The organism is Niallia sp. CD-39, from assembly GCF_059874745.1.
The window spans coordinates 1-18,331 of the sequence record NZ_JCBCPS010000010.1; the positions used below are offsets into that span (position 1 = coordinate 1).

Here is an 18,331-nt window from a genome sequence, read left to right on the forward strand (position 1 = left end):
CAAAACAGTAACAGACATACTTTCACCTCCATTCTGTGGTTATCGTATTCCAATAATTTATGGTAGGTGCTTGTAAAGTTTTCGATATTTACTAAAACCAATTGTATTAATCACAATGAATTATTAAGTTTCCTAAATGGAGTGAGAATATGAGATTTCTAGATTTATTTGCCGGCATCGGTGGCTTCCGTTTAGGTATGGAAATGGCAGGTCATGAATGTGTCGGTTACGTAGAATGGGACGATTTTGCAAGAAGAAGCTACAAAGCTATACATGATACAAAGGGAGAGTGGACGTGGTATGACGTATCAACAATTGACTATAGAGACATTCCTAGAGCCGAATGTTGGACATTTGGATTCCCGTGCCAAGATATATCAATCGGAGGAAAACAAGAAGGATTTAGAGGAAATCGATCCTCTCAATTCTTTGCAGTCACTAAAAGGTTACGCCAAATTAAAGAATGGGATTCCGAAAAGTTACCTTCCTTCTTATTCATTGAAAATGTTAAAAATTTTCTCTCTGTTAACAATGGATGGGACTTCCTTACGGCCCAAATTGAATTGGACGAAATCGGGTACAACATGGAATGGGACGTACTCAATTCAAGAAACTTCAGTGTTCCACAAAATAGAGAAAGAGTGTTCATTATTGGACATCTTAGAGGAAGAAGTACCAGAAAAGTATTTCCTCTCGAAAGCTCAAATAGATCGATTGGTAAGGACATAAAAATACTTGCTCATAGAGACGGATATCGTAGAAATACCCAAGTATATGATATTGACGGAAGCGTTGAAGCCATCGATACTGCTCAAGGCGGGGGAAGGGGCCCGCATGTATTAGTTGTTGGAAATGTTAATCCTTCAGGTAATGGTGTAAATGGAAATGTATATGATTCAAAGGGACTTTCTCCAACATTAACTACAAACAAAGGAGAAGGACCAAAGGTAATGATTAAGGAAGCGACCAAGAAAGGTTATAAGGTAGCTGAATTAGGAGATAGCATAAATTTATCTGTAATCGGTAGTAAAACAAGGAGAGGAAGAGTTGGAAAAGGGGTGGCAAACACTTTAGATACTTCCTGTAATCAAGGTGTTTTGACTAGGGATTCTGATATTAGGAAGTTAACTCCGTTAGAATGCTTCCGGCTACAAGGATTCCCAGATTGGGCTTTTGATAAGGCAGCTAAAGTTAATTCGGATAGCCAATTGTATAAGCAAGCTGGAAACAGTGTGACAGTCAATGTGATATATGAAATTGCTAAGAGGTTGGAAACACAAGAGTAATTATGTAAAAAAGAGCCTTTAAAGGCTCAAGGCAGAAGCTAAATTGATCAATAATATTGTATGTCATTGAAATTAAATGGTATAGGCTGTAAAAAAACAATGTAAAAAAGAGCCCTATAAAGGCTCTAATCTACAGCCGGTGGATTTTGTAGTACAAGTTATTATATGCAACTTGTCAACATCTGACTGATGAAATAGTGCAGCGCATTAGAATTTGATATTTATAAGTAAGCTAAATAAGCAATCAGTTTAACAGGGAGGATCAATGTATGAATTGGAAAGAAGCTCAAAAAATTGTGAATGAAGGAAAAACAGTAATGTTTCATCATAAAGGAAAGGTTGTACCAGTTACTAAGAATACAACATTTCAAGACTTACAGTGGAATCATTTCGGAGTGTTTGGTCTTAGATGGCACGATATCATAAAAGGAAGATTTACTACTGCATAATTAACTTAATGATAGATCTGTTTTTCTCATATCAAAATCATTAAGAAGTGGGTTTCTTAGGAATTATTGTATTCACTAGAGGAGGAATTGAAATGGAAAAATTAAAATTATCGCAATTAAGTGACGATGTTGAAGTATCTATTGAAGAAACGAGTACGGTCTATACAGTGGCGGAATTGAAAGCAGAAATTCTTGATGGAGAACCACACCATGAATCTCCAAACTGGTATACGGTCACCCGTAAAAGATGGGTTCCAGATGCTCATTCTATGTTTGATAGATATATTGATTGCGAACGTGACGATTTATATGAAGATTGGGACGAACGTGCATGGGATTGTATAGAAAAGGAATCAGCCGTTACTAAGGTACAAAAAATCTTAGATGAAGTATTCAAAGGAGACCATGCCACTGCTTATTGGACGTATGAGAATTCTGTTGAGATTGATATTTTTCCCAATGGAATTAATGATACAAAGGGTAGGGAGTGTTAATCAATGGGCAGTGGTTGGATCATTAATTTTAAGGATGGTACTGCTGTGATTTTGTCTGAAAGTAAGTACATGGAATATAAAAAGAGCAGAGATGTCACCAAAGTTTCTGATGAGGAACACTGGTTTGATATCAAAGAAGCAATTAAAAAGCATCCATGGCTTGAAGTGATGGAGTAGGTAGGAGGAGTTAATTTGTATATAGATACTGATGACATTGCCAATGTAGAAATCACATGGAAAGACGGATATAAGCGAATTTCTGTATCTCTAAAAAATGGAGAAGAATATACGGTCGAAAGTGATGATTAAAGTGGGAGGAGTTAATTTGGATAAGGATAGGTTTTTAGCGCTAAAAGATGTCCTTGAAAGGGACTATTCTAATCGTCATGATCATCCTATGCTTTATTTCCAATTTCATGATGTGAAGTGGTTAATGGAGCAAGCTGAAAAAGTTGAACAACAGCAGCAGGAAATTGAACGGTTGAAAAAAGGATTAGAAAAGATTTACGGAACAATCCAACTTTCGGAAATGGACGATGAAGATATAGATGAAAGTGATGCTCTTTCTATTATTGAATCTACTGTTATAGATATTTGGGGTGATGAGGAATTGTTAAGAAACAAAAGATAGAAAGTGATAATTATTAAAAATGGAATATTTGCTCAATTTACGCACCTGATCTTTTTTTGAATCTGTATAATTAAATACAAGAAATGAAAACTTGAAAGGTGTGAGCAAGTTGATTAAAAGGTTAAGAATTCTATTATTAATTATGTTTTTAAGTGTATTAGTTGCTTGTAGTAACAATACATCGAGTCAGAAAAGTTGCGATAATCCAAGAATAAAAGGGAACTTAACTACTTACAACGGAGAGAAAATTTATCATGTTCCTGGTGGGCAATTTTACGAGGTAACAAAAGCTGAGAAAATGTTCTGCACAGAAAAAGAAGCTAGGGAAGCAGGATTTAGGAAAAGTAAAAGATAAAAGCCAGGACTCCTCCTGACTCACCCACTCAAATTATATCATGGGAGGGGTCCACTTGAAAGAAGCTGCCAGCAAACAAATAGAGTCGATACTCAAGGATTACCATTGGATGATGAACTCGATTAAGGTTTTAAGGGATTCCATGAAAGATGCAGGGGAAGGTTTAATAGCACAGTATGGTGATGAATCAGCAATGCCTAAACCTCAGGGAATGACGAGTGATCCAGTGTATAGAGAAGTAAAGCGAAGAGAGAAACGATTTAAGGTTATTGATAAGTACGAGGAAAAGATTTCGGTTATTCAAGACAGGTTACATTTGATTAACGATGATCGAGAACAGGAAGTGCTTCATTGGTTGTTAGAAGGCAAGTCTTATCGCTGGATTGGTCTTCACATGGGACTATCACACTCTCATATCATTAGAATTAAATGTTCCATTGTTGACCAACTGAGTACAAATGTTCCATATGTTCCAAAGGGTACAAAATTGATGAATCATAAATCGGCAAGTTAGAATGGGAGGAAGGATCGGTTCGGAAAACTTCCCTTAGTGCTTATCTGTTATAATTAGTACAAATAAAAATAGTTACTTGGGGAGGAAGTACATTTGAAAAACCTTTATGAAATCAGAGGTGAGATATCAATCATTTTTGTTAAGCGTAAGGGAGTGGTATACGAAGTAATTATTGACACTAAAGATCTTAATTTGGTATCAAATTTTAAAGGTACATGGCATCTTGATAATAGGGGTTATGTTAAAAGGTCGATAAATGGGAATCTAGAATTATTGCATCGAATGCTAATGAGACCTAGCCAAAACAAGGTAGTTGATCACATAGACGGAAATAAATTAAATAACCGTCGAGATAATATGAGGATTATCACATGGGGACAAAATACTCAAAATATTAATTTAAATAAACGGAGTAAAACTGGTATAAGGGGTGTATCAATGGATACACGTCATGGGGTTAGATGGAGAGCAAGGGTTAGAGTTAACGGAAAAGATATAAATTTAGGTTATTTTGCTACAATAGAGGAAGCTGAGAAGGCAGCTAAGAATGGTAGGGCTAAGCATTTACCTTACTCAAGAGAAGCAAATAAATAACCATGGCGTCACCTTGAGGTGGCGCTTTTGATATTAAGGAGATAAGATGCCTTATAGGAGGTGTAATATGGATTTTGTTGGTCGAACAAACTTATTAAAGTATATAGAAAATAGAATGTTTTATGAAAAAGATCAATCATTCAATAATTTAACCCGTGTTTTTCTTGACTACACATATAAGGATGACGAGATTTTTATATATTCGAAGAATCTTGATTTAGAGAATCCTGAAATGTATGTATTTGGTAAACAACAAGTAAATATTATTATGGGCAAAAAACATGTAATGATGAAGTCTCTTAAATATAGAACTATTAAAAATTCGACTATCGAATACTATGTTGATGAATATGATGAAAACTTTAAGTTAATATTTAGGTTAGAATTCTTATCTGGAGAAACATACGAAATAGAGGTTAATGACAGTTTTAAAGAAGAGAAAAATAAAGAATTAATTAGCGGAATTAAGTCTGTTCATCGGTATATTAGTCTGTATTAAGATAGTCTTTTAAATTTCTTTTATTTCTCCGATATTATATTGGGGTGAGATAATGGAACTAGATTTTAGCCCTTTTCAAGGGCAAATGAATAACATGGCATTACAATTAGCAATTATATTGTTTGTGCCACTTATAGTTGGTTTAGTAGTCAAGTTCTTAATGGTAGCAATAAAACTTCCGCAATTTCTTGCAAACCTAATATCAGTGGCTGCATTATTATATACTTTCTACCAAATGTTGATATTGGTTCTCGGTTAATGCAGGAATTTAGCATTGCATGGCGAAATTTATCGTATCAACATAAAGGAGGTATGATTATGAGCTTAGATCCAGGCGGTATTGGTTGGAAAATGAAGATTGAGAATGACCCTAAACCAGGTGGAGCTAGATTGAAATACGATCCACCAGCAGGTGGAATGCATCATGATTCAGGTGGCGGTGGTTTCAGTCATGAATAATCAAGCATATCCAGGAAACGGTGGAGGTGGAGGTAACTACTCCAATCCGGGCAATGGTGGCATAGGTGCAACAAGTCACACCCAGGTAACGGCGGTGGCGGTGGGGACATTAAAGCAGATCCCGGACCAAGACCCGGTGGATATTGGATGAACTTTGATCCTGGTATAAAACCAGGCGGTTAAATACAAAACTTACAGCATCCATTACGGGTGCTTTTTGTTTGTCACAAAATAGTATAAAAATAGATAAATAGTAACAGGAATTACTCTCCTTATGTAGAATTGAGTCTAAAGGAGGGGTTTTATGGAATTCATTTTAGGATTACTATTAGTAGCTATTAGTATTATCTTTGCAAAAATATATACAAAGGAAAGAAGGAAAAGCTTAGTAATATCTCAATTATTAGAAACTACTCAAAAAGAGCATTCTGCGGCACTTGCATATCAATATGAAACTTTTGAAAAAGAGAAAGAATTGTTGATCCCTAAAGAAGAGTTAAATCAGATAGTGAACCAACAACATAAGGAACAAGAAATAAAAGTGGATTTATTAAATAATTATATCCACTCTCTAGAGAAACAATCTCGAAATTTTGGAGAGATTATTACACATAAAATATTATCTGACTTTAAAAATAGATTAGTTACAGAACAGAAAATAATACCAACTCAGATGATAATAATGCCTAATGTATATTTCCCTACAATGGATCACAAAGGGGAAATAACAGCAAGACAGATTGATCATTTAATCCTAACCCATAAAGGAATCTTCATAATAGAAACAAAGTACTGGAAGGGTACCATCCTACATGGATTAACAAAAGAAAAATCAAAGGATTTTTCGTTTATTTTAGACAGCTTATATCCTAATATTGATGCTGATTCTGAAAAGACTATTGTTTTCGTAAGTGATAGTTCGGAAGGTGAAGGAGTTAAGGTTAATGGGAAAGAATTGAAAATAAAGTCTTTTGATGATCCAGCCCGCCAAGTTAGAAGAACTGCAGGTTTATTAAATAAACTATTAAAAGAGAATAACGAGAATATTTTTGTTACTCCAATATTATATTTTGGCTATAATAAAAAGCAGTTCTTTAATTATTCGAGCAGTGATAATCCTCAAGTGTTCGATAATCAAGAAATGCTCTGCAATTATTTAGAAAAGCAGTTCGATGATAATAGTAATACAGATATAAGCAATGAGCGATTAAATAAAATTAAAGTAATCATTGAAAATGTAAACTACTTGCACCTTTGATTGGTGCTTTTTCTTTTGCCCAAAACAAACACAAAATAGCCGGGGGTGGCAGGTGATGTAAATGGCTGCAAATCATATTAAAGCAGAAAAAGATTATGTCAAGGGCATGAAATATAAAGACATCGCAGAAAAATATGATGTCTCACTTAACACAGTCAAGTCATGGAAGAAGCGATACGAGTGGAATCGAGGAAAGGGTGCACCCAAAGGAAAAAGTGTGCACACAAAAAAAAGAGGTGCACCAAAGGGAAACATTAACGCCAAAGGCAACAAAGGTGGTGGTGCTCCTAAGAGAAATCAGAATGCGGTATCACACGGGTTCTTTGCTAAGTTCCTTCCTTCTGAAACATTAGAAATCATTGAGATCATGCAAGAGCGATCTCCTGCTGATTTGATATATGATCAAATAGAAATACAGTATGCAGCAATCATAAGAGCGCAGAGTATCATGTATGTTTCTAATAAGAACGAAATAATTAAGGAGCTTAAGAAAGCTAAGTATGAGTATTATGAAAGGCCAAAGAGCCAAGGCGGCGGTTTTGACCAACAGATTACAGAAGAAGAGTATGAATTCCAATTCGCTTGGGATCGCCATGCTACCTTCCTAAACGCTCAATCCAGAGCCATGAGTGAGTTAAGGTCACTTATTAAGCAATTTAATGAAATGGCTCATGAGGACGATGAAAGAAGGCTTAAACTAGAGCAGATGCAGCTCACTGTTGATAAGAGAAAAGTTGAACTTGGTAATTTACGTGGTGATACAGAAGGCGATGCTCATGAGCAAGCAAATAGTTATGTAGATGCTTTGAATGCTCAAGCAGAAGATGTATTTGCAGATGAGGTGCTAGACGATGAGGAAGCGTAAAAAGACGACCTCATTTAGATTTAGTCCGTTTAGTAATAAGCAGAAGAAACTTCTGATGTGGTGGACAGATAAGAGTCCCTTTAAAGATTATGACATGATTATATGTCACGGTTCCATTCGTTCTGGCAAGACCATAGCAATGATAGATTCGTTTATTACATGGTCTTTGACTAAGCACAAGGGTCAAAACTTCATCCTAGCTGGTAAGTCAATGGGAGCTCTTAAACGTAACGTTTTAGAGCCTATGTTTCAAATTTTGACTTCTAAAGGGATTGACTACCATTATCAACGTTCAGAAAATCCTCATGTCATAATCGGAACTAACACTTATTATTTGTTTGGAGCTAACAATGAATCTAGTCAAGATACATTACAAGGTTTGACTGCTGCAGGTGCTTATCTTGATGAGGTTGCTTTATTCCCTAAGTCATTCGTAGATCAAGCGATTGGTCGTTGCTCTGCGGAGACAAATGGCAATGGGGCAAAAGTATTTTTCAACTGTAACCCAGCTGGTCCTTATCATTGGTTTAAACTAAATTTCATCGACAAAGCAAAAGAAAAGAAAATCTACGTTCTTCACTTTATGATGGATGACAATTTGTCTCTTTCTGAAAAGGTTAAGCAACGGTTTAAACGCATGTTCTCAGGTGTATTCTATCAACGGTATATCCTTGGTTTATGGGTTATGGCTGAGGGTGTCATTTATGATATGTTCAACGAAAAAGAACACGTTGTAAAGACCGAAAACAGGCGCTACACCGATTACAAAGTGTCATGTGACTATGGTACTCAAAACCCAATGACATTCGGTCTTTGGGGGTTATGCGATGGCACATGGTACAAAGTCAAAGAGTATCATCATGACGCGCGCAAGAAGAAAGTACAGAAAACAGATGAGCAATACGCAGACGATCTCCAAGAATTTGTAGGAGGGCTCACTAAAGTAATTGTAGTGGATCCATCAGCAAGTTCTTTTATTATTGTCCTTAAAAAGCGAGGGTGGGTTGTGAAAAAGGCTAAGAATGATGTATTAGACGGTATTCGCAACATGGCCACTGCATTAGGCTCTGGTCTTATTAAATACAATGACTGCTGCAAAGAGACGCTGAGAGAGATCTATTCATACGTTTGGGATGAGAAATCCATGGAACATGGTGAGGACAAGCCAATCAAGCAAAATGACCACCAGATGGATGCTGACAGGTATTTTGTTAACACGATCTTGTTTAATAGTAATAAAGTTTCTGTTTTAAAGTGAGGTGATAGCAATGTTAATCGAGGATTTATATAGGGCTCCATATCATGAACATCTAAATAGCATCATTCAAAACATGGTCGATGGTGTGATTACAGAGCATGACTTCTTAGTACAAGAGATTAAGGAATGGCTTAAAAGTGATGCTCGAGAAAGTATGATTGTAGGTGAGAGTTATTACTTAAATAAAACAGACATCCGAGAATCAAAGAAGAATCGTCACGAGTGGCAGTCTAATGTTAAGAAAGAATATGGCTTTGCAAAGAAGCTAGTAGATCAAAAGGTTGGGTATCTACTCACAAAGGAGCCAACGATTTCAACTGAGCACGAGAAATACAAAGATGAATTGGACGATATTTTTTCCAAGAAATTACTCAAAACTTTAAAGAACGTCGGTAAAGAAGCTATCAACAAAGGAATAGCTTTTTTATATGTCTATTTTAATGAGGATGGAGAGCTATCGTTCAAAAAGTTCAAGTCAGAGCAAGTCTTCCCGTTTTGGAAGGATGATGAGCATACCGAATTAGATGCATTCTTACGAATCTATGATGAAATGGCTTATGTGGATGGACGAAAACAGTCAATTACAAAGGTCGAGTATTATCACTTAGGTGGCATTAAGTATTTTATTTTGGAAGCAAACAGGCTAGTGCCAGACGTTCCTATGGGAATCGAGACTGAATACCATTTCACTATTAATGACGTGCCTCATGTGTGGACTAGGATTCCTTTGATTCCTTTTAAGTATAACGAAGAAGAGCAACCTTTAATTGAACTCATTAAGTCTTTAGTAGATAACTATAATCACCAGGCATCAACCAATGCTGATTTATTGGCCGACATCCCTAATTTTATCTACAAACTGATCAATTACGAGGGACAGGAGCTTAAGGAGTTTCTTGAGGAGTTAAATAAGTATCGCGTTGTCAAGGTCGGTGAAGGTGGAGACGTCGATAAGCTTCAAGCTGATCCAAATACTGAAGCGACAGAGAAGGAACTTGATCGTGATCGTAAGTCCATTTACGAATTTGGACGTGGTGTAGACACGATGGACGAGAACTTAGGCAATGCATCTGGTGTTGCTCTTAGGTACCGTTATTCGGATTTAGATATGGATTGCAACATCTTAGAGACTGAAATGCAGTCATCCATTGAACACTTGTTATGGTTTATTAATGAATACCTAAAGCTTATTAAAATTGGTGATTTCCACGATGAGAGTGTTTCTATTATCTTTAACCGTGACATCATCATAAACGAATCTGAGGTCATTACAGACTGTCAAAACTCTGTAGGGGTATTAGATGACCGAACAATCCGTGAGAATCATCCTTGGTATACTGACAAGGTTGAGGACCGTCTAAAAGAGCAGCAGGCACAAATGGATGATTACCGAGATGCATTTCCACCTCAGGAGCATGAGGATGATCTAAATGTCGAGAAGTAAGCGATATTGGGAGAGTCGTTTTAATCAATTGCAAGAATCGCTTTTGAAAATAGGAGAATCCTATAATGATAGTCTTGAGAATGCATTTAAACAAGCATTTGATGAGATTGAGAAGGACATATCCAAATGGTATGCAAGATTGCAATCAAACAACGATGTAAGTTTAACAGAAGCACGCAGAATGCTCTCTCAGCGTGAATTAAAGGAATTCCAATGGACAGTTGAGGAATACATCAAATTCGGCGAAAGAAACGCTCTCAATGGTAAATGGATGAAGCAACTAGAGAACGCATCAGCTAGAGTCCACATATCTCGTTTACAAGCTATACAGATTCAAATGCAGAATCATATTGAAAATCTGTATGGAGGAAAATTTAGTGACTTTGAAAAGGTTGCTAAGGATATGTATTTAGAGGGTTATTATCACACAGCATTTGAGATTCAAAAGGGATTTAACGTGGGCTGGACATTGCAAGCAATCGATAATCGTAAGGTTGATAGAGTCATAGTGAATCCATGGGCGGTTGATGGTAGAAACTTCTCAAGTCGTATATGGCAAAATAAAGAGCAGTTAGTTAATACATTGCATACTCAACTCACACAGGCAATTATACGAGGTGATGCACCTGATAAGGCTATCTTTACCATCGCAAGAGAATTTAACGTATCTAGGCGTAAAGCAGGACGTTTGGTGATGACTGAATCAGCTTTTATTTCTTCTGCTGCACATAAAGATAGTCTGAATGATCTCGATGTTGAAAGGTATCAAATCCTTGCTACATTGGACAACCGCACAAGCCCTATCTGCCAAGACCTTGATGGAAAGATATTTGCTATGAGAGATTATGAGGTAGGAGTAACAGCTCCACCATTTCATCCGTGGTGTAGATCAACTACAGTGCCTAATTTTGATGATGAAAAAGGTCAAAGGATAGCTAGAGGTGCTGATGGCAAAACATATCATGTTCCGGCAGATATGACTTACAAAGAATGGTATAATGAAAGTGTACTGAAACCTCAAAGAGAGCAGGAACGTATTGAATTACAAAAGCAGCAGAAGTTAATTGATGCTATTAGGTTGGATATCAAAAACGGTGTATATCCACTTACACATAGCCAAAACCATTACCAAAAGCATGATCCAACGCATAAAAGATATGCTGATTATATCGAGAGAAATAGAGCAAAAGGAAAACAGAATCCCAGTTATTTAACTATTTCTTATGACGAAGCAAATCAGTTGGTTCAAAATTATGCTGGATCTGGGTATATTAAATTAAAACGTAATGGTGACTGGGACAACAAAGAGATTGTGAAAACCAATAAGATCATTGGTATGCATATTAATCAGGATAACGGCAAGGAGACACCAACTAAATCAATTGCTATCCATTACAGTAAGAAAGGAACTCATATAGTACCAACTTTAACAGACGAGGAGTGAGGAATTTGGAGCTTTGGAAGTATACTCAAAAAAGAGTGAAGGTTGAATTTACCGATGGAGAAGTGATGGTCGGATTTGTTCGAGATTATACTGACAAAGAAGACACTGAGAGCGAATATGATTCACTCGACTTTATTCCTGAAGGAAGAGAAGAAATCACAATTATGGAATCGGAAATTAAATCAATAAACATTAATAAGTAGAAGCACTTGACCAAATTAAAAGGTTAGGTGCTTTTATTATGCAAAAATTCGTCTTTTTAGCATTTGTAGACGTAAAAGAATAAAGCTGATCGTAGACGTAACTACGTAAAAAAATCGTAACCATTGGAGGTACTATAGTGAAAAGAGAGTTTTTAGAAGGTTTAGGATTAGAAAAAGAAAAAATAGATTCAATCATGACTGAGCATGGAAAAACAATTGAGGGTCATAAATCAAAGCTTGGTGAATTGAACACTAGCTTAGATGATTTAAAGAATCAATTGACTCAACGTGACAAGGATCTAAAAGACCTCAAGAAAAAAGCAGAAGGTAGTGAAGAGCTTCAAACGAAATTCACTGATCTGGAGAGCAAATACAACCAAGATAAAGCTGATTACGAGGCTAAACTAAAGGACAGTCAATTATCAAGTGCACTTAAGCTTGCTTTGAATGGTAAGGTGCATGATGCTGATCTTGTTACGGGACTCATCGATAAGGCAAAAATTGAATTAGATGATGGCGGTAACGTCACTAAAGGACTTGAGGAGCAGATTAAAACGCTGCAGGAATCAAAGTCCTTTTTATTTATCCAAGAAACAACTACTCCTGGTATTAAGGGAGTTACCCCATCTAGTAGGGATCAGAGAATTATCACCGAAGAAAAAGACAGCTTTGGTAAAAAACTTGCTGAAGAAGCAACCAAAAGTAGCACTGGACTAGACGAAGCACGTAAATCTTATTTTGAATAGGAGGCAAAAAGAATGAGTAAATTTATTGAAACAACTTATGGGAATAAAAAAGGAATCTTAAAGTTCCCTGACCATTATGTGAACTTGGCGGTTACTGTTAGTGACACAGGGGTTACAGCAAATGCAGAAGGAAAGAAAATTGTTCCTGCCGGGACCATTGTGGGCGGTGGATTTCTGGGAGATGAATCTGTACATGCAGTGAAAGCAACAACGAGTGAAGATGTCTCCAATGCGGAAGGCATCCTTTTTAATGATGTAGATGTTTCGTATGGCCCAGCATCAGGTGCCGCATTAATCCATGGGTTTGTAGCTTTAGATAAGTTGCCAGCACAACCTACCTCAGCGGAAAAAGAAGCTTTAAAGCAGATTACATTTTTGAAATAAGAAAGGGATGATATAAATGCCAACAATTTTTGATTTAGTTAACGCACAAAACATTGCAGCATATTACGAAAACAATCCATCTAATAAGATACCTTACTTAGGTTCAACTCTTTTCCCAGCGAAAAAGCAACTAGGGTTAGATTTATCATGGATTAAAGGATCTAATGGTTTGCCGATTGCTCTTGAGCCTTCAGCGTTTGATGCAAAGGCGAATGTCCGTGATCGTATTGGATTTTCTAAAGTTCAAACTGAAATGCCGTTTTTCCGAGAGTCTATGCGAGTAGGAGAAAAGGATCGTCAGGAACTAAATCGCTTATTAGCCTCCAATTTAGATGGGGCATATAAATCTATTGTTACTAATATCTATGATGATGTTAAAACGCTGGTGGATGGAGCAAATGTACAACCTGAAAGAATGATCATGCAGCTTCTTTCTAGCGGTAAGATTGCAATTACCGCAAATCGTCAGAATCTCGACTATGATTACAAAATGAAAGATGATCACAAGGAAACATTAGTTTCTGGGGCACGTTGGAGTCAAAAAGATTCTTCGCCAATTCAAGATATTTTGAACTGGATGAACACTGTAGAAGAAAACACGGGTGTACGTCCAACCAATGCTATCATGACCCGTAAAACTTTAGGATATTTACTTGACCATCCTAGTATTCGATTAGATATGAATCCACTTGGTGGACAAAATATCATCATGACTGAAGCTATGATTAAACAGTATTTAAGTACAAAGCTAGGACTTTCTATAGCTGTTTATAACAAGAAATATCGAGCTGAAGATAATTCGCTGCATAACTTTTATCCAGATGATCATTTTACGCTAATTCCAGATGGTAATTTGGGACAAACCTATTACGGCACGACTCCTGAGGAAAGTGATTTAATGACAGGTGCTACAAAGGCTGAAGTGAATATCGTTAACACTGGAGTCGCTATTACATCGATTAAAGAAGAGCATCCAGTAAACGTGATGACAGTTGTTTCTGAAATTGTTCTACCAAGCTTTGAAACTATAGACAATATCTTTATTGCGAAAGTAAATTAATAACTTTTCCTTGGGAAGGAGGCAACTTTTATGTCACAGGAAAAAGGTAAAACACCAAAGGCTAAAAAGTTAACTGCAACCTTTACTGTTAATGTAAAACATAATAATAACAGATATAAAAAAGGTGAATCGATTGAAGTGTCGCAAGAAGATTATGATTTGCTCTTAGAAGCAAATGTGATTGAAGGGTCAGAGTGACATGGAGATCATAGAAATCGTAGAAGCGAAGGTCCCGGCTGATATTAATGAGGACATAATCAAAATATCGTTCGCAGAGGTGAGGCAAGTTGTCCTCACCTTTTGCAATCGTACTGATATCCCTAAGGAGCTCAATTTTGTTGTAGCAAACATGGTAGTAGAATTGATCAATGGGAACCTTCAAGATAGCGACGAAGCTAACAACGGTCCTGTTGAGAGTATTAAAGAAGGTGACACTCAAATCACCTATAGTGGTGCAAAATCCACTAAATCACAAGATTCTGCCGAGAGCATTCTTCATAATTACAAAAATCAGCTACTGAAGTATAGAAAGTTGAAGTGGTAGCATGAATGCACAAAGGAAAGCCATAGAAAGCTTATATAAGGGCACTTGCACGGTATGGGAATACCAATCTATTAAAGACCCAATAAATAAGCGCACAACGCAACGTGAGGTTTCAGTATTGGAAGATCAACCATGTCGACTATCCTTTAAAACAATCGCACCTGCAAGTAATACAGAAAACGTCACTGGTGTAAGCCAAGTAATCAAACTGTTTATAGCACCAGAGATCAACATAAAAGCTGGTTCAAAAATCACCATCACTCAAGACGGCAGAACTGCTGATTACGCTCGAAGTGGTATTCCTGCAATCTACTCTAACCATCAAGAGATTGAACTTGTAGCCTTTAAGGGGTATGCATAATGGCTAGATGGGGTAAGGTTGATTTCAAACAGTTTAAAGCCTTACAAAAGCGCATGGAGAAGCTAGCACAGGCCGATTTAGACAAGTTTTGTGAGGAAGTAGCAAAAGAACTTGCTGCAAGATTGCTAGGGAAAGTTATAAGACGAACACCAGTAGGTCAATATCCTAAAGAGCCTGGTAAAGTTGGTGGAACGTTAAGGCGTGGATGGACTGCTCAAAGTGAAAGAGAAGCAGAATTAACTGCAGTCTTTGGTGGTGGTAATGGTGCTCAAAAATACGCAAATGATTTGCCGGTTAAGAAAAGTGCAAACTTATATGAGATTGAAATAATCAACCCAGTTCATTATGCGAGCTATGTTGAATTTGGCCACCGAACACGTAATCACCGTGGATGGGTTAGAGGACAGTTTATGCTAACCATATCTGAAAATGAACTACGATCAGAAGCACCGAAAATCATTGAGAGAAAACTATTTTTATTGTTAAAGGACTGTTTTGATGATTAATCAAATCATTGACGGTATATCCATCAAACTCAATCAAGAGTTTGGTGATGAGTATGAAATATATAGCGAGGGTGTTAAACAGGACTTGAAGGAGCCCTGTTTTTTTATTGCCTATTTAAACTCTAGCCAAAATAGATTAATTGGAAATCGTTATTTCAAACAGTATTTTTTTGATGTTCACTATATTCCTAACGAGGGTGAGCATAAAAATCATGAAATGAATGAGATTGCTGAAGAACTGACTGACGTACTTGAATACATCACTGTCGATGGAGATCTGGTTAGAGGTCTTGAAATTAACAGTGAGCAAATTAATGATGTTCTTCACTTTTTTGTGACCTACAACATGTTTGTGCGACGTGAATCAGTTCCAATTGAATCCATGGATGGTTTGGCTATTAATAGCGGTATAAGGGGTGAGGACGATGAGTAAAGAGGCTGTGAAAGATCCTAAATTTGCGAAAGATCAAATTTTAAAGTCGGCGAATTTTCGTGATAGACGCGATTTGTTAAGTGTTGTCTTAGAAGATTCCAAGAAATATAGTATCAAAGAAGTGGAGCAAGAAATTGATAAGGCATTGAAAAGGAAGGTGAAATAAATTGTTAGGTGGAGGAACATTTACATCTCAAAATAAAGTATTGCCTGGTGCTTATATCAACTTTATAAGTGCTGCAAGGGCATCGTCTGCACTGTCTGACCGTGGCACTGTTGCTATTCCGTTTGTGCTTGATTGGGGCATCGAAAATGAAGTATTCACAGTTAAAGCAGAGGACTTAGAAAGACATTCAATGAGAATCCTTGGTTACTCTTACAACCACGAAAAACTTAAGCCGATAAGAGAACTATTTAAAAATATCCATACCGCTTTTATCTACAAGCTGAACAAAGGTACCAAAGCAACAAATACGTTTGCTACGGCTCGTTATGGTGGCACGAGGGGCAATGACCTTCGTACAGTCGCAACGGTCAATATCGACGAACCTACGAAGTTTGATGTAGTCACATTATTAGGCTCAACAATTGTTGATAATCAAACGGTGGCAAGGGCAGCAGAACTTGCAGACAATGAATTCGTAGTTTGGAAATCGGATGCGGAACTGGAAGAAACGGCTGGCATTCCATTTACAGGTGGAGCTAATGGAGAAGTGCCTACAGGGAATGAGTATCAAACATTTTTAGATAAAATCGAATCATTTAATTTTAACGCACTAGGATGTCCTACAAACGATCCAGTCATCACGGGTCTATTTGTGGCTTACACAAACCGCATGCGTGAACGTGTAGGTGCTAAATTTCAAACGGTTGTTTATCGCAATGCTGCTGACTATGAGGGTGTAGTATCTGTCGAAAATAAAGTATTGGATGATGGGGCGCAAGAACAATCACTTGTCTATTGGGTTACAGGAGCCATTGCTGGTTGTGCGGTTAATAAATCCAATACGAATAAGCGTTATGACGGCGAGTATGCTGTAGATGTCGCATACACACAAGTAGCTCTTGAAGATGCTTTAAAGGCTGGTAAATTTATTCTTCATAAAGTCGGGAATGAGGTAAGGGTCCTTGAAGATATCAATACACTTATAACCTTTACTGAAGAAAATAACAGTGATTTTAGTAGCAATCAAACCGTTCGAGTAGCTGATCAGATCGCTAATGATACTGCAGTCATATTTAATGACAAATATCTCGGGACAATACCAAACAATGAATCTGGCAGAGTATCTCTATGGAATGACATCGTTAAGCACCGTCAAGAATTGGAGACGATCCAAGCGATTGAAAACTTTGTACCTGCTGATGTAACAGTTGAGCAAGGTGAAGGTAAAAAATCTGTTGTAGTCAGTGATAAGGTGACCATTGTTAATGCCATGAGTCATCTTTATATGACCGTAACCGTAGCATAGAAAGGGGTTGAAATTAGATGTCTAGACAAACAATGAATGCAAAAGATGCGGTCAGTGCTTCTTTAGCTGAGTGCTTTGTAACGATTGAGGGTAATCGCTATAATTTCATGCAGGCTATTAATCTCGAAGCTAATATTGAGAAAACGAAAAGTGAAGTACCTATCTTAGGTAAGACTGGTAAAGGGAATAAATCAACAGGCTGGGCAGGTAGTGGATCAGCAACATTCCACTATAATACTTCTATTTTTCGCGAACTGCTTTACCGTTTTAAGGAGACAGGCGAGGATATATATTTTGATATTCAAGTCACAAATGAAGATCCGACGTCTTCTGTTGGTCGTCAGACGGTCATTTTAAAGGATTGTAACATCGATGGTGGAGTCCTTACTAAGTTTGATGCTGATGCTGAGTACCTTGAAGAGGACATGGATTTTACGTTTGATGACTTCGAGATTCCAGAAAAATTTAGTCTGTTAGCAGGTATGCAGTAATAAGAATTTCAAGGCACTCCTAAGTGGGTGTCTTTTTTGGAGGTGCTACATGGTGAAAGTGGAAATTAGATTGAAAAATGCTGAGGAGTTTCGGAGATTGTTGAATAAAGCTACATCACTGTCAAAACAACTCGAAGAAACCCTTCAGCAATTAAATGATTTTGAATTTGACATCGAGAAAAATAAGTTTAGAACTTAAACAATTTTTCCAAATGCTCGGTCGTTGCAGTATCTAACATCGTTTCCCAATTTTTGAAGTTAGTAGTCTTTGCAACATGCTCATCCATGTCTGTTTCAGGTATTGCTTCAAAGTCTTCTTGGGATTCTACATTAAAGCCACCTGAAATTATGAACTCATCGAATGAGCTAAACATCGTGTGTTTTTGCATAAATGCAGATGAAAACAATTCATCAAATGAAATACTTTTTGTTTCTTCTAATTCTTGAGCTGCACGTTCCATTTTCTTGAATTGTTTTTGTAATTTATCTAGGCCTTTAACTTTAAATTCAGACATTATTATCACCTCCCTTCCTTAGTCATATTTCGACAGGAAGGGAGAAAATACCTATTACAATTTCAG

31 protein-coding genes are annotated in these 18,331 nt (G+C 37.0%); 30 read left to right on the forward strand and 1 reads right to left on the reverse strand.

The window, feature by feature from the left end; genetic code table 11:
* Nucleotides 1-149 precede the first annotated feature (149 nt).
* The 30 genes from AC6F34_RS15760 (at nucleotide 150) to AC6F34_RS15905 (ending at nucleotide 17,949) form a co-directional block, all read left to right on the forward strand.
* Nucleotides 150-1,286, forward strand: coding sequence for a DNA cytosine methyltransferase (locus AC6F34_RS15760; RefSeq protein ID WP_500773860.1), 1,137 nt, complete (start codon nucleotides 150-152; stop codon nucleotides 1,284-1,286).
* Nucleotides 1,287-1,555: 269 nt separating this feature from the next.
* Entirely contained in the window at nucleotides 1,556-1,735 is a 180-nt protein-coding gene (locus tag AC6F34_RS15765; RefSeq protein ID WP_500773862.1) for a hypothetical protein, read from the forward strand.
* 92 nt (nucleotides 1,736-1,827) lie between these two features.
* On the forward strand, nucleotides 1,828-2,229 hold the full coding sequence (locus tag AC6F34_RS15770; protein ID WP_500773864.1) for a hypothetical protein: 402 nt from the start codon (nucleotides 1,828-1,830) through the stop codon (nucleotides 2,227-2,229).
* A 3-nt stretch (nucleotides 2,230-2,232) separates the two neighbouring features.
* A complete protein-coding gene (locus AC6F34_RS15775; RefSeq protein WP_500773866.1) occupies nucleotides 2,233-2,406 on the forward strand; it encodes a hypothetical protein in 174 nt (57 codons plus the stop codon).
* A 148-nt stretch (nucleotides 2,407-2,554) separates the two neighbouring features.
* On the forward strand, nucleotides 2,555-2,860 hold the full coding sequence (locus AC6F34_RS15780) for a hypothetical protein (protein ID WP_500773868.1): 306 nt from the start codon (nucleotides 2,555-2,557) through the stop codon (nucleotides 2,858-2,860).
* A 109-nt stretch (nucleotides 2,861-2,969) separates the two neighbouring features.
* Nucleotides 2,970-3,215 (forward strand): sunset domain-containing protein, encoded by a 246-nt coding sequence (locus tag AC6F34_RS15785; RefSeq protein ID WP_500773870.1) that lies wholly within the window; start codon nucleotides 2,970-2,972, stop codon nucleotides 3,213-3,215.
* A gap of 55 nt (nucleotides 3,216-3,270) precedes the next feature.
* Nucleotides 3,271-3,729: a helix-turn-helix transcriptional regulator gene (locus tag AC6F34_RS15790; protein ID WP_500773872.1), complete on the forward strand. Its 459-nt coding sequence runs from the start codon at nucleotides 3,271-3,273 to the stop codon at nucleotides 3,727-3,729.
* Between the two features lie 93 nt (nucleotides 3,730-3,822).
* Nucleotides 3,823-4,323, forward strand: a complete 501-nt coding sequence (locus AC6F34_RS15795) for an HNH endonuclease (RefSeq protein ID WP_500773874.1) — start codon at nucleotides 3,823-3,825, stop codon at nucleotides 4,321-4,323.
* Nucleotides 4,324-4,390: 67 nt separating this feature from the next.
* Complete coding sequence (locus AC6F34_RS15800; protein WP_500773876.1) at nucleotides 4,391-4,822, forward strand: hypothetical protein; 432 nt, start codon at nucleotides 4,391-4,393, stop codon at nucleotides 4,820-4,822.
* Between the two features lie 52 nt (nucleotides 4,823-4,874).
* Complete coding sequence (locus AC6F34_RS15805; protein WP_500773878.1) at nucleotides 4,875-5,081, forward strand: hypothetical protein; 207 nt, start codon at nucleotides 4,875-4,877, stop codon at nucleotides 5,079-5,081.
* A 59-nt stretch (nucleotides 5,082-5,140) separates the two neighbouring features.
* Nucleotides 5,141-5,281, forward strand: a complete 141-nt coding sequence (locus AC6F34_RS15810; RefSeq protein WP_500773880.1) for a hypothetical protein — start codon at nucleotides 5,141-5,143, stop codon at nucleotides 5,279-5,281.
* Nucleotides 5,247-5,432, forward strand: a complete 186-nt coding sequence (locus AC6F34_RS15815) for a hypothetical protein (protein WP_500773882.1) — start codon at nucleotides 5,247-5,249, stop codon at nucleotides 5,430-5,432. Before AC6F34_RS15810 ends, AC6F34_RS15815 begins: the two co-directional genes overlap by 35 nt.
* Nucleotides 5,433-5,585: 153 nt before the next feature.
* On the forward strand, nucleotides 5,586-6,539 hold the full coding sequence (locus AC6F34_RS15820; protein ID WP_500773884.1) for a nuclease-related domain-containing protein: 954 nt from the start codon (nucleotides 5,586-5,588) through the stop codon (nucleotides 6,537-6,539).
* Nucleotides 6,540-6,600: 61 nt separating this feature from the next.
* The gene (gene terS / locus AC6F34_RS15825) at nucleotides 6,601-7,404 is read left to right on the forward strand and encodes a phage terminase small subunit (RefSeq protein WP_500773886.1); all 804 of its coding nucleotides are present in this window, start codon (nucleotides 6,601-6,603) and stop codon (nucleotides 7,402-7,404) included.
* Nucleotides 7,391-8,662, forward strand: a complete 1,272-nt coding sequence (locus AC6F34_RS15830; RefSeq protein ID WP_500773888.1) for a PBSX family phage terminase large subunit — start codon at nucleotides 7,391-7,393, stop codon at nucleotides 8,660-8,662. The genes terS and AC6F34_RS15830 overlap by 14 nt, the downstream gene beginning before the upstream one ends.
* Nucleotides 8,663-8,672: 10 nt before the next feature.
* Nucleotides 8,673-10,106 (forward strand): phage portal protein, encoded by a 1,434-nt coding sequence (locus AC6F34_RS15835; protein ID WP_500773890.1) that lies wholly within the window; start codon nucleotides 8,673-8,675, stop codon nucleotides 10,104-10,106.
* Nucleotides 10,093-11,550 carry a minor capsid protein gene (locus AC6F34_RS15840; protein WP_500773892.1) on the forward strand — a complete coding sequence of 486 codons (1,458 nt, stop codon included), beginning with the start codon at nucleotides 10,093-10,095 and terminating at the stop codon, nucleotides 11,548-11,550. The genes AC6F34_RS15835 and AC6F34_RS15840 overlap by 14 nt, the downstream gene beginning before the upstream one ends.
* Before the next feature lie 5 nt (nucleotides 11,551-11,555).
* Nucleotides 11,556-11,753 (forward strand): hypothetical protein, encoded by a 198-nt coding sequence (locus AC6F34_RS15845; protein WP_500773894.1) that lies wholly within the window; start codon nucleotides 11,556-11,558, stop codon nucleotides 11,751-11,753.
* A 137-nt stretch (nucleotides 11,754-11,890) separates the two neighbouring features.
* Complete coding sequence (locus AC6F34_RS15850) at nucleotides 11,891-12,499, forward strand: phage scaffolding protein (protein WP_500773896.1); 609 nt, start codon at nucleotides 11,891-11,893, stop codon at nucleotides 12,497-12,499.
* A 12-nt stretch (nucleotides 12,500-12,511) separates the two neighbouring features.
* Nucleotides 12,512-12,883: a hypothetical protein gene (locus AC6F34_RS15855; RefSeq protein WP_500773898.1), complete on the forward strand. Its 372-nt coding sequence runs from the start codon at nucleotides 12,512-12,514 to the stop codon at nucleotides 12,881-12,883.
* Nucleotides 12,884-12,899: 16 nt separating this feature from the next.
* Nucleotides 12,900-13,943: a major capsid protein gene (locus AC6F34_RS15860; protein ID WP_500773900.1), complete on the forward strand. Its 1,044-nt coding sequence runs from the start codon at nucleotides 12,900-12,902 to the stop codon at nucleotides 13,941-13,943.
* 30 nt (nucleotides 13,944-13,973) lie between these two features.
* The gene (locus AC6F34_RS15865) at nucleotides 13,974-14,141 is read left to right on the forward strand and encodes a DUF7210 family protein (RefSeq protein WP_500773902.1); all 168 of its coding nucleotides are present in this window, start codon (nucleotides 13,974-13,976) and stop codon (nucleotides 14,139-14,141) included.
* A 1-nt stretch (nucleotide 14,142) separates the two neighbouring features.
* A complete protein-coding gene (locus AC6F34_RS15870; RefSeq protein ID WP_500773904.1) occupies nucleotides 14,143-14,487 on the forward strand; it encodes a head-tail connector protein in 345 nt (114 codons plus the stop codon).
* A gap of 118 nt (nucleotides 14,488-14,605) precedes the next feature.
* Nucleotides 14,606-14,848: a hypothetical protein gene (locus tag AC6F34_RS15875; RefSeq protein WP_500773906.1), complete on the forward strand. Its 243-nt coding sequence runs from the start codon at nucleotides 14,606-14,608 to the stop codon at nucleotides 14,846-14,848.
* Nucleotides 14,848-15,354: an HK97 gp10 family phage protein gene (locus AC6F34_RS15880; RefSeq protein ID WP_500773908.1), complete on the forward strand. Its 507-nt coding sequence runs from the start codon at nucleotides 14,848-14,850 to the stop codon at nucleotides 15,352-15,354. Before AC6F34_RS15875 ends, AC6F34_RS15880 begins: the two co-directional genes overlap by 1 nt.
* Entirely contained in the window at nucleotides 15,347-15,787 is a 441-nt protein-coding gene (locus AC6F34_RS15885) for a phage tail terminator family protein (RefSeq protein ID WP_500773910.1), read from the forward strand. Before AC6F34_RS15880 ends, AC6F34_RS15885 begins: the two co-directional genes overlap by 8 nt.
* Entirely contained in the window at nucleotides 15,780-15,953 is a 174-nt protein-coding gene (locus AC6F34_RS15890) for a hypothetical protein (RefSeq protein ID WP_500773912.1), read from the forward strand. Before AC6F34_RS15885 ends, AC6F34_RS15890 begins: the two co-directional genes overlap by 8 nt.
* 1 nt (nucleotide 15,954) lies before the next feature.
* Complete coding sequence (locus AC6F34_RS15895) at nucleotides 15,955-17,259, forward strand: phage tail sheath family protein (protein WP_500773914.1); 1,305 nt, start codon at nucleotides 15,955-15,957, stop codon at nucleotides 17,257-17,259.
* A gap of 17 nt (nucleotides 17,260-17,276) precedes the next feature.
* Nucleotides 17,277-17,750 carry a phage tail tube protein gene (locus AC6F34_RS15900; protein ID WP_500773916.1) on the forward strand — a complete coding sequence of 158 codons (474 nt, stop codon included), beginning with the start codon at nucleotides 17,277-17,279 and terminating at the stop codon, nucleotides 17,748-17,750.
* 49 nt (nucleotides 17,751-17,799) lie between these two features.
* A complete protein-coding gene (locus AC6F34_RS15905) occupies nucleotides 17,800-17,949 on the forward strand; it encodes a hypothetical protein (protein WP_500773918.1) in 150 nt (49 codons plus the stop codon).
* Here AC6F34_RS15905 and AC6F34_RS15910 read toward each other — a convergent pair.
* Entirely contained in the window at nucleotides 17,939-18,265 is a 327-nt protein-coding gene (locus tag AC6F34_RS15910) for a hypothetical protein (RefSeq protein ID WP_500773920.1), read from the reverse strand. The genes AC6F34_RS15905 and AC6F34_RS15910 overlap by 11 nt on opposite strands.
* Between the last annotated feature and the right edge of the window lie 66 nt (nucleotides 18,266-18,331).

Bases quoted from the DNA above. Each gene is read 5' to 3' on its own strand.
- AC6F34_RS15760 (WP_500773860.1), top strand. From the start codon at position 150: ATGAGATTTCTAGATTTATTTGCCGGCATCGGTGGCTTCCGTTTAGGT.
- AC6F34_RS15765 (WP_500773862.1), top strand. From the start codon at position 1,556: ATGAATTGGAAAGAAGCTCAAAAAATTGTGAATGAAGGAAAAACAGTA.
- AC6F34_RS15770 (WP_500773864.1), top strand. From the start codon at position 1,828: ATGGAAAAATTAAAATTATCGCAATTAAGTGACGATGTTGAAGTATCT.
- AC6F34_RS15775 (WP_500773866.1), top strand. From the start codon at position 2,233: ATGGGCAGTGGTTGGATCATTAATTTTAAGGATGGTACTGCTGTGATT.
- AC6F34_RS15800 (WP_500773876.1), top strand. From the start codon at position 4,391: ATGGATTTTGTTGGTCGAACAAACTTATTAAAGTATATAGAAAATAGA.
- AC6F34_RS15805 (WP_500773878.1), top strand. From the start codon at position 4,875: ATGGAACTAGATTTTAGCCCTTTTCAAGGGCAAATGAATAACATGGCA.
- AC6F34_RS15810 (WP_500773880.1), top strand. From the start codon at position 5,141: ATGAGCTTAGATCCAGGCGGTATTGGTTGGAAAATGAAGATTGAGAAT.
- AC6F34_RS15815 (WP_500773882.1), top strand. From the start codon at position 5,247: ATGATTCAGGTGGCGGTGGTTTCAGTCATGAATAATCAAGCATATCCA.
- AC6F34_RS15820 (WP_500773884.1), top strand. From the start codon at position 5,586: ATGGAATTCATTTTAGGATTACTATTAGTAGCTATTAGTATTATCTTT.
- terS (WP_500773886.1), top strand. From the start codon at position 6,601: ATGGCTGCAAATCATATTAAAGCAGAAAAAGATTATGTCAAGGGCATG.
- AC6F34_RS15830 (WP_500773888.1), top strand. From the start codon at position 7,391: ATGAGGAAGCGTAAAAAGACGACCTCATTTAGATTTAGTCCGTTTAGT.
- AC6F34_RS15835 (WP_500773890.1), top strand. From the start codon at position 8,673: ATGTTAATCGAGGATTTATATAGGGCTCCATATCATGAACATCTAAAT.
- AC6F34_RS15840 (WP_500773892.1), top strand. From the start codon at position 10,093: ATGTCGAGAAGTAAGCGATATTGGGAGAGTCGTTTTAATCAATTGCAA.
- AC6F34_RS15855 (WP_500773898.1), top strand. From the start codon at position 12,512: ATGAGTAAATTTATTGAAACAACTTATGGGAATAAAAAAGGAATCTTA.
- AC6F34_RS15860 (WP_500773900.1), top strand. From the start codon at position 12,900: ATGCCAACAATTTTTGATTTAGTTAACGCACAAAACATTGCAGCATAT.
- AC6F34_RS15865 (WP_500773902.1), top strand. From the start codon at position 13,974: ATGTCACAGGAAAAAGGTAAAACACCAAAGGCTAAAAAGTTAACTGCA.
- AC6F34_RS15870 (WP_500773904.1), top strand. From the start codon at position 14,143: ATGGAGATCATAGAAATCGTAGAAGCGAAGGTCCCGGCTGATATTAAT.
- AC6F34_RS15880 (WP_500773908.1), top strand. From the start codon at position 14,848: ATGGCTAGATGGGGTAAGGTTGATTTCAAACAGTTTAAAGCCTTACAA.
- AC6F34_RS15885 (WP_500773910.1), top strand. From the start codon at position 15,347: ATGATTAATCAAATCATTGACGGTATATCCATCAAACTCAATCAAGAG.
- AC6F34_RS15890 (WP_500773912.1), top strand. From the start codon at position 15,780: ATGAGTAAAGAGGCTGTGAAAGATCCTAAATTTGCGAAAGATCAAATT.
- AC6F34_RS15900 (WP_500773916.1), top strand. From the start codon at position 17,277: ATGTCTAGACAAACAATGAATGCAAAAGATGCGGTCAGTGCTTCTTTA.
- AC6F34_RS15905 (WP_500773918.1), top strand. From the start codon at position 17,800: ATGGTGAAAGTGGAAATTAGATTGAAAAATGCTGAGGAGTTTCGGAGA.
- AC6F34_RS15910 (WP_500773920.1), bottom strand. From the start codon at position 18,265: ATGTCTGAATTTAAAGTTAAAGGCCTAGATAAATTACAAAAACAATTC.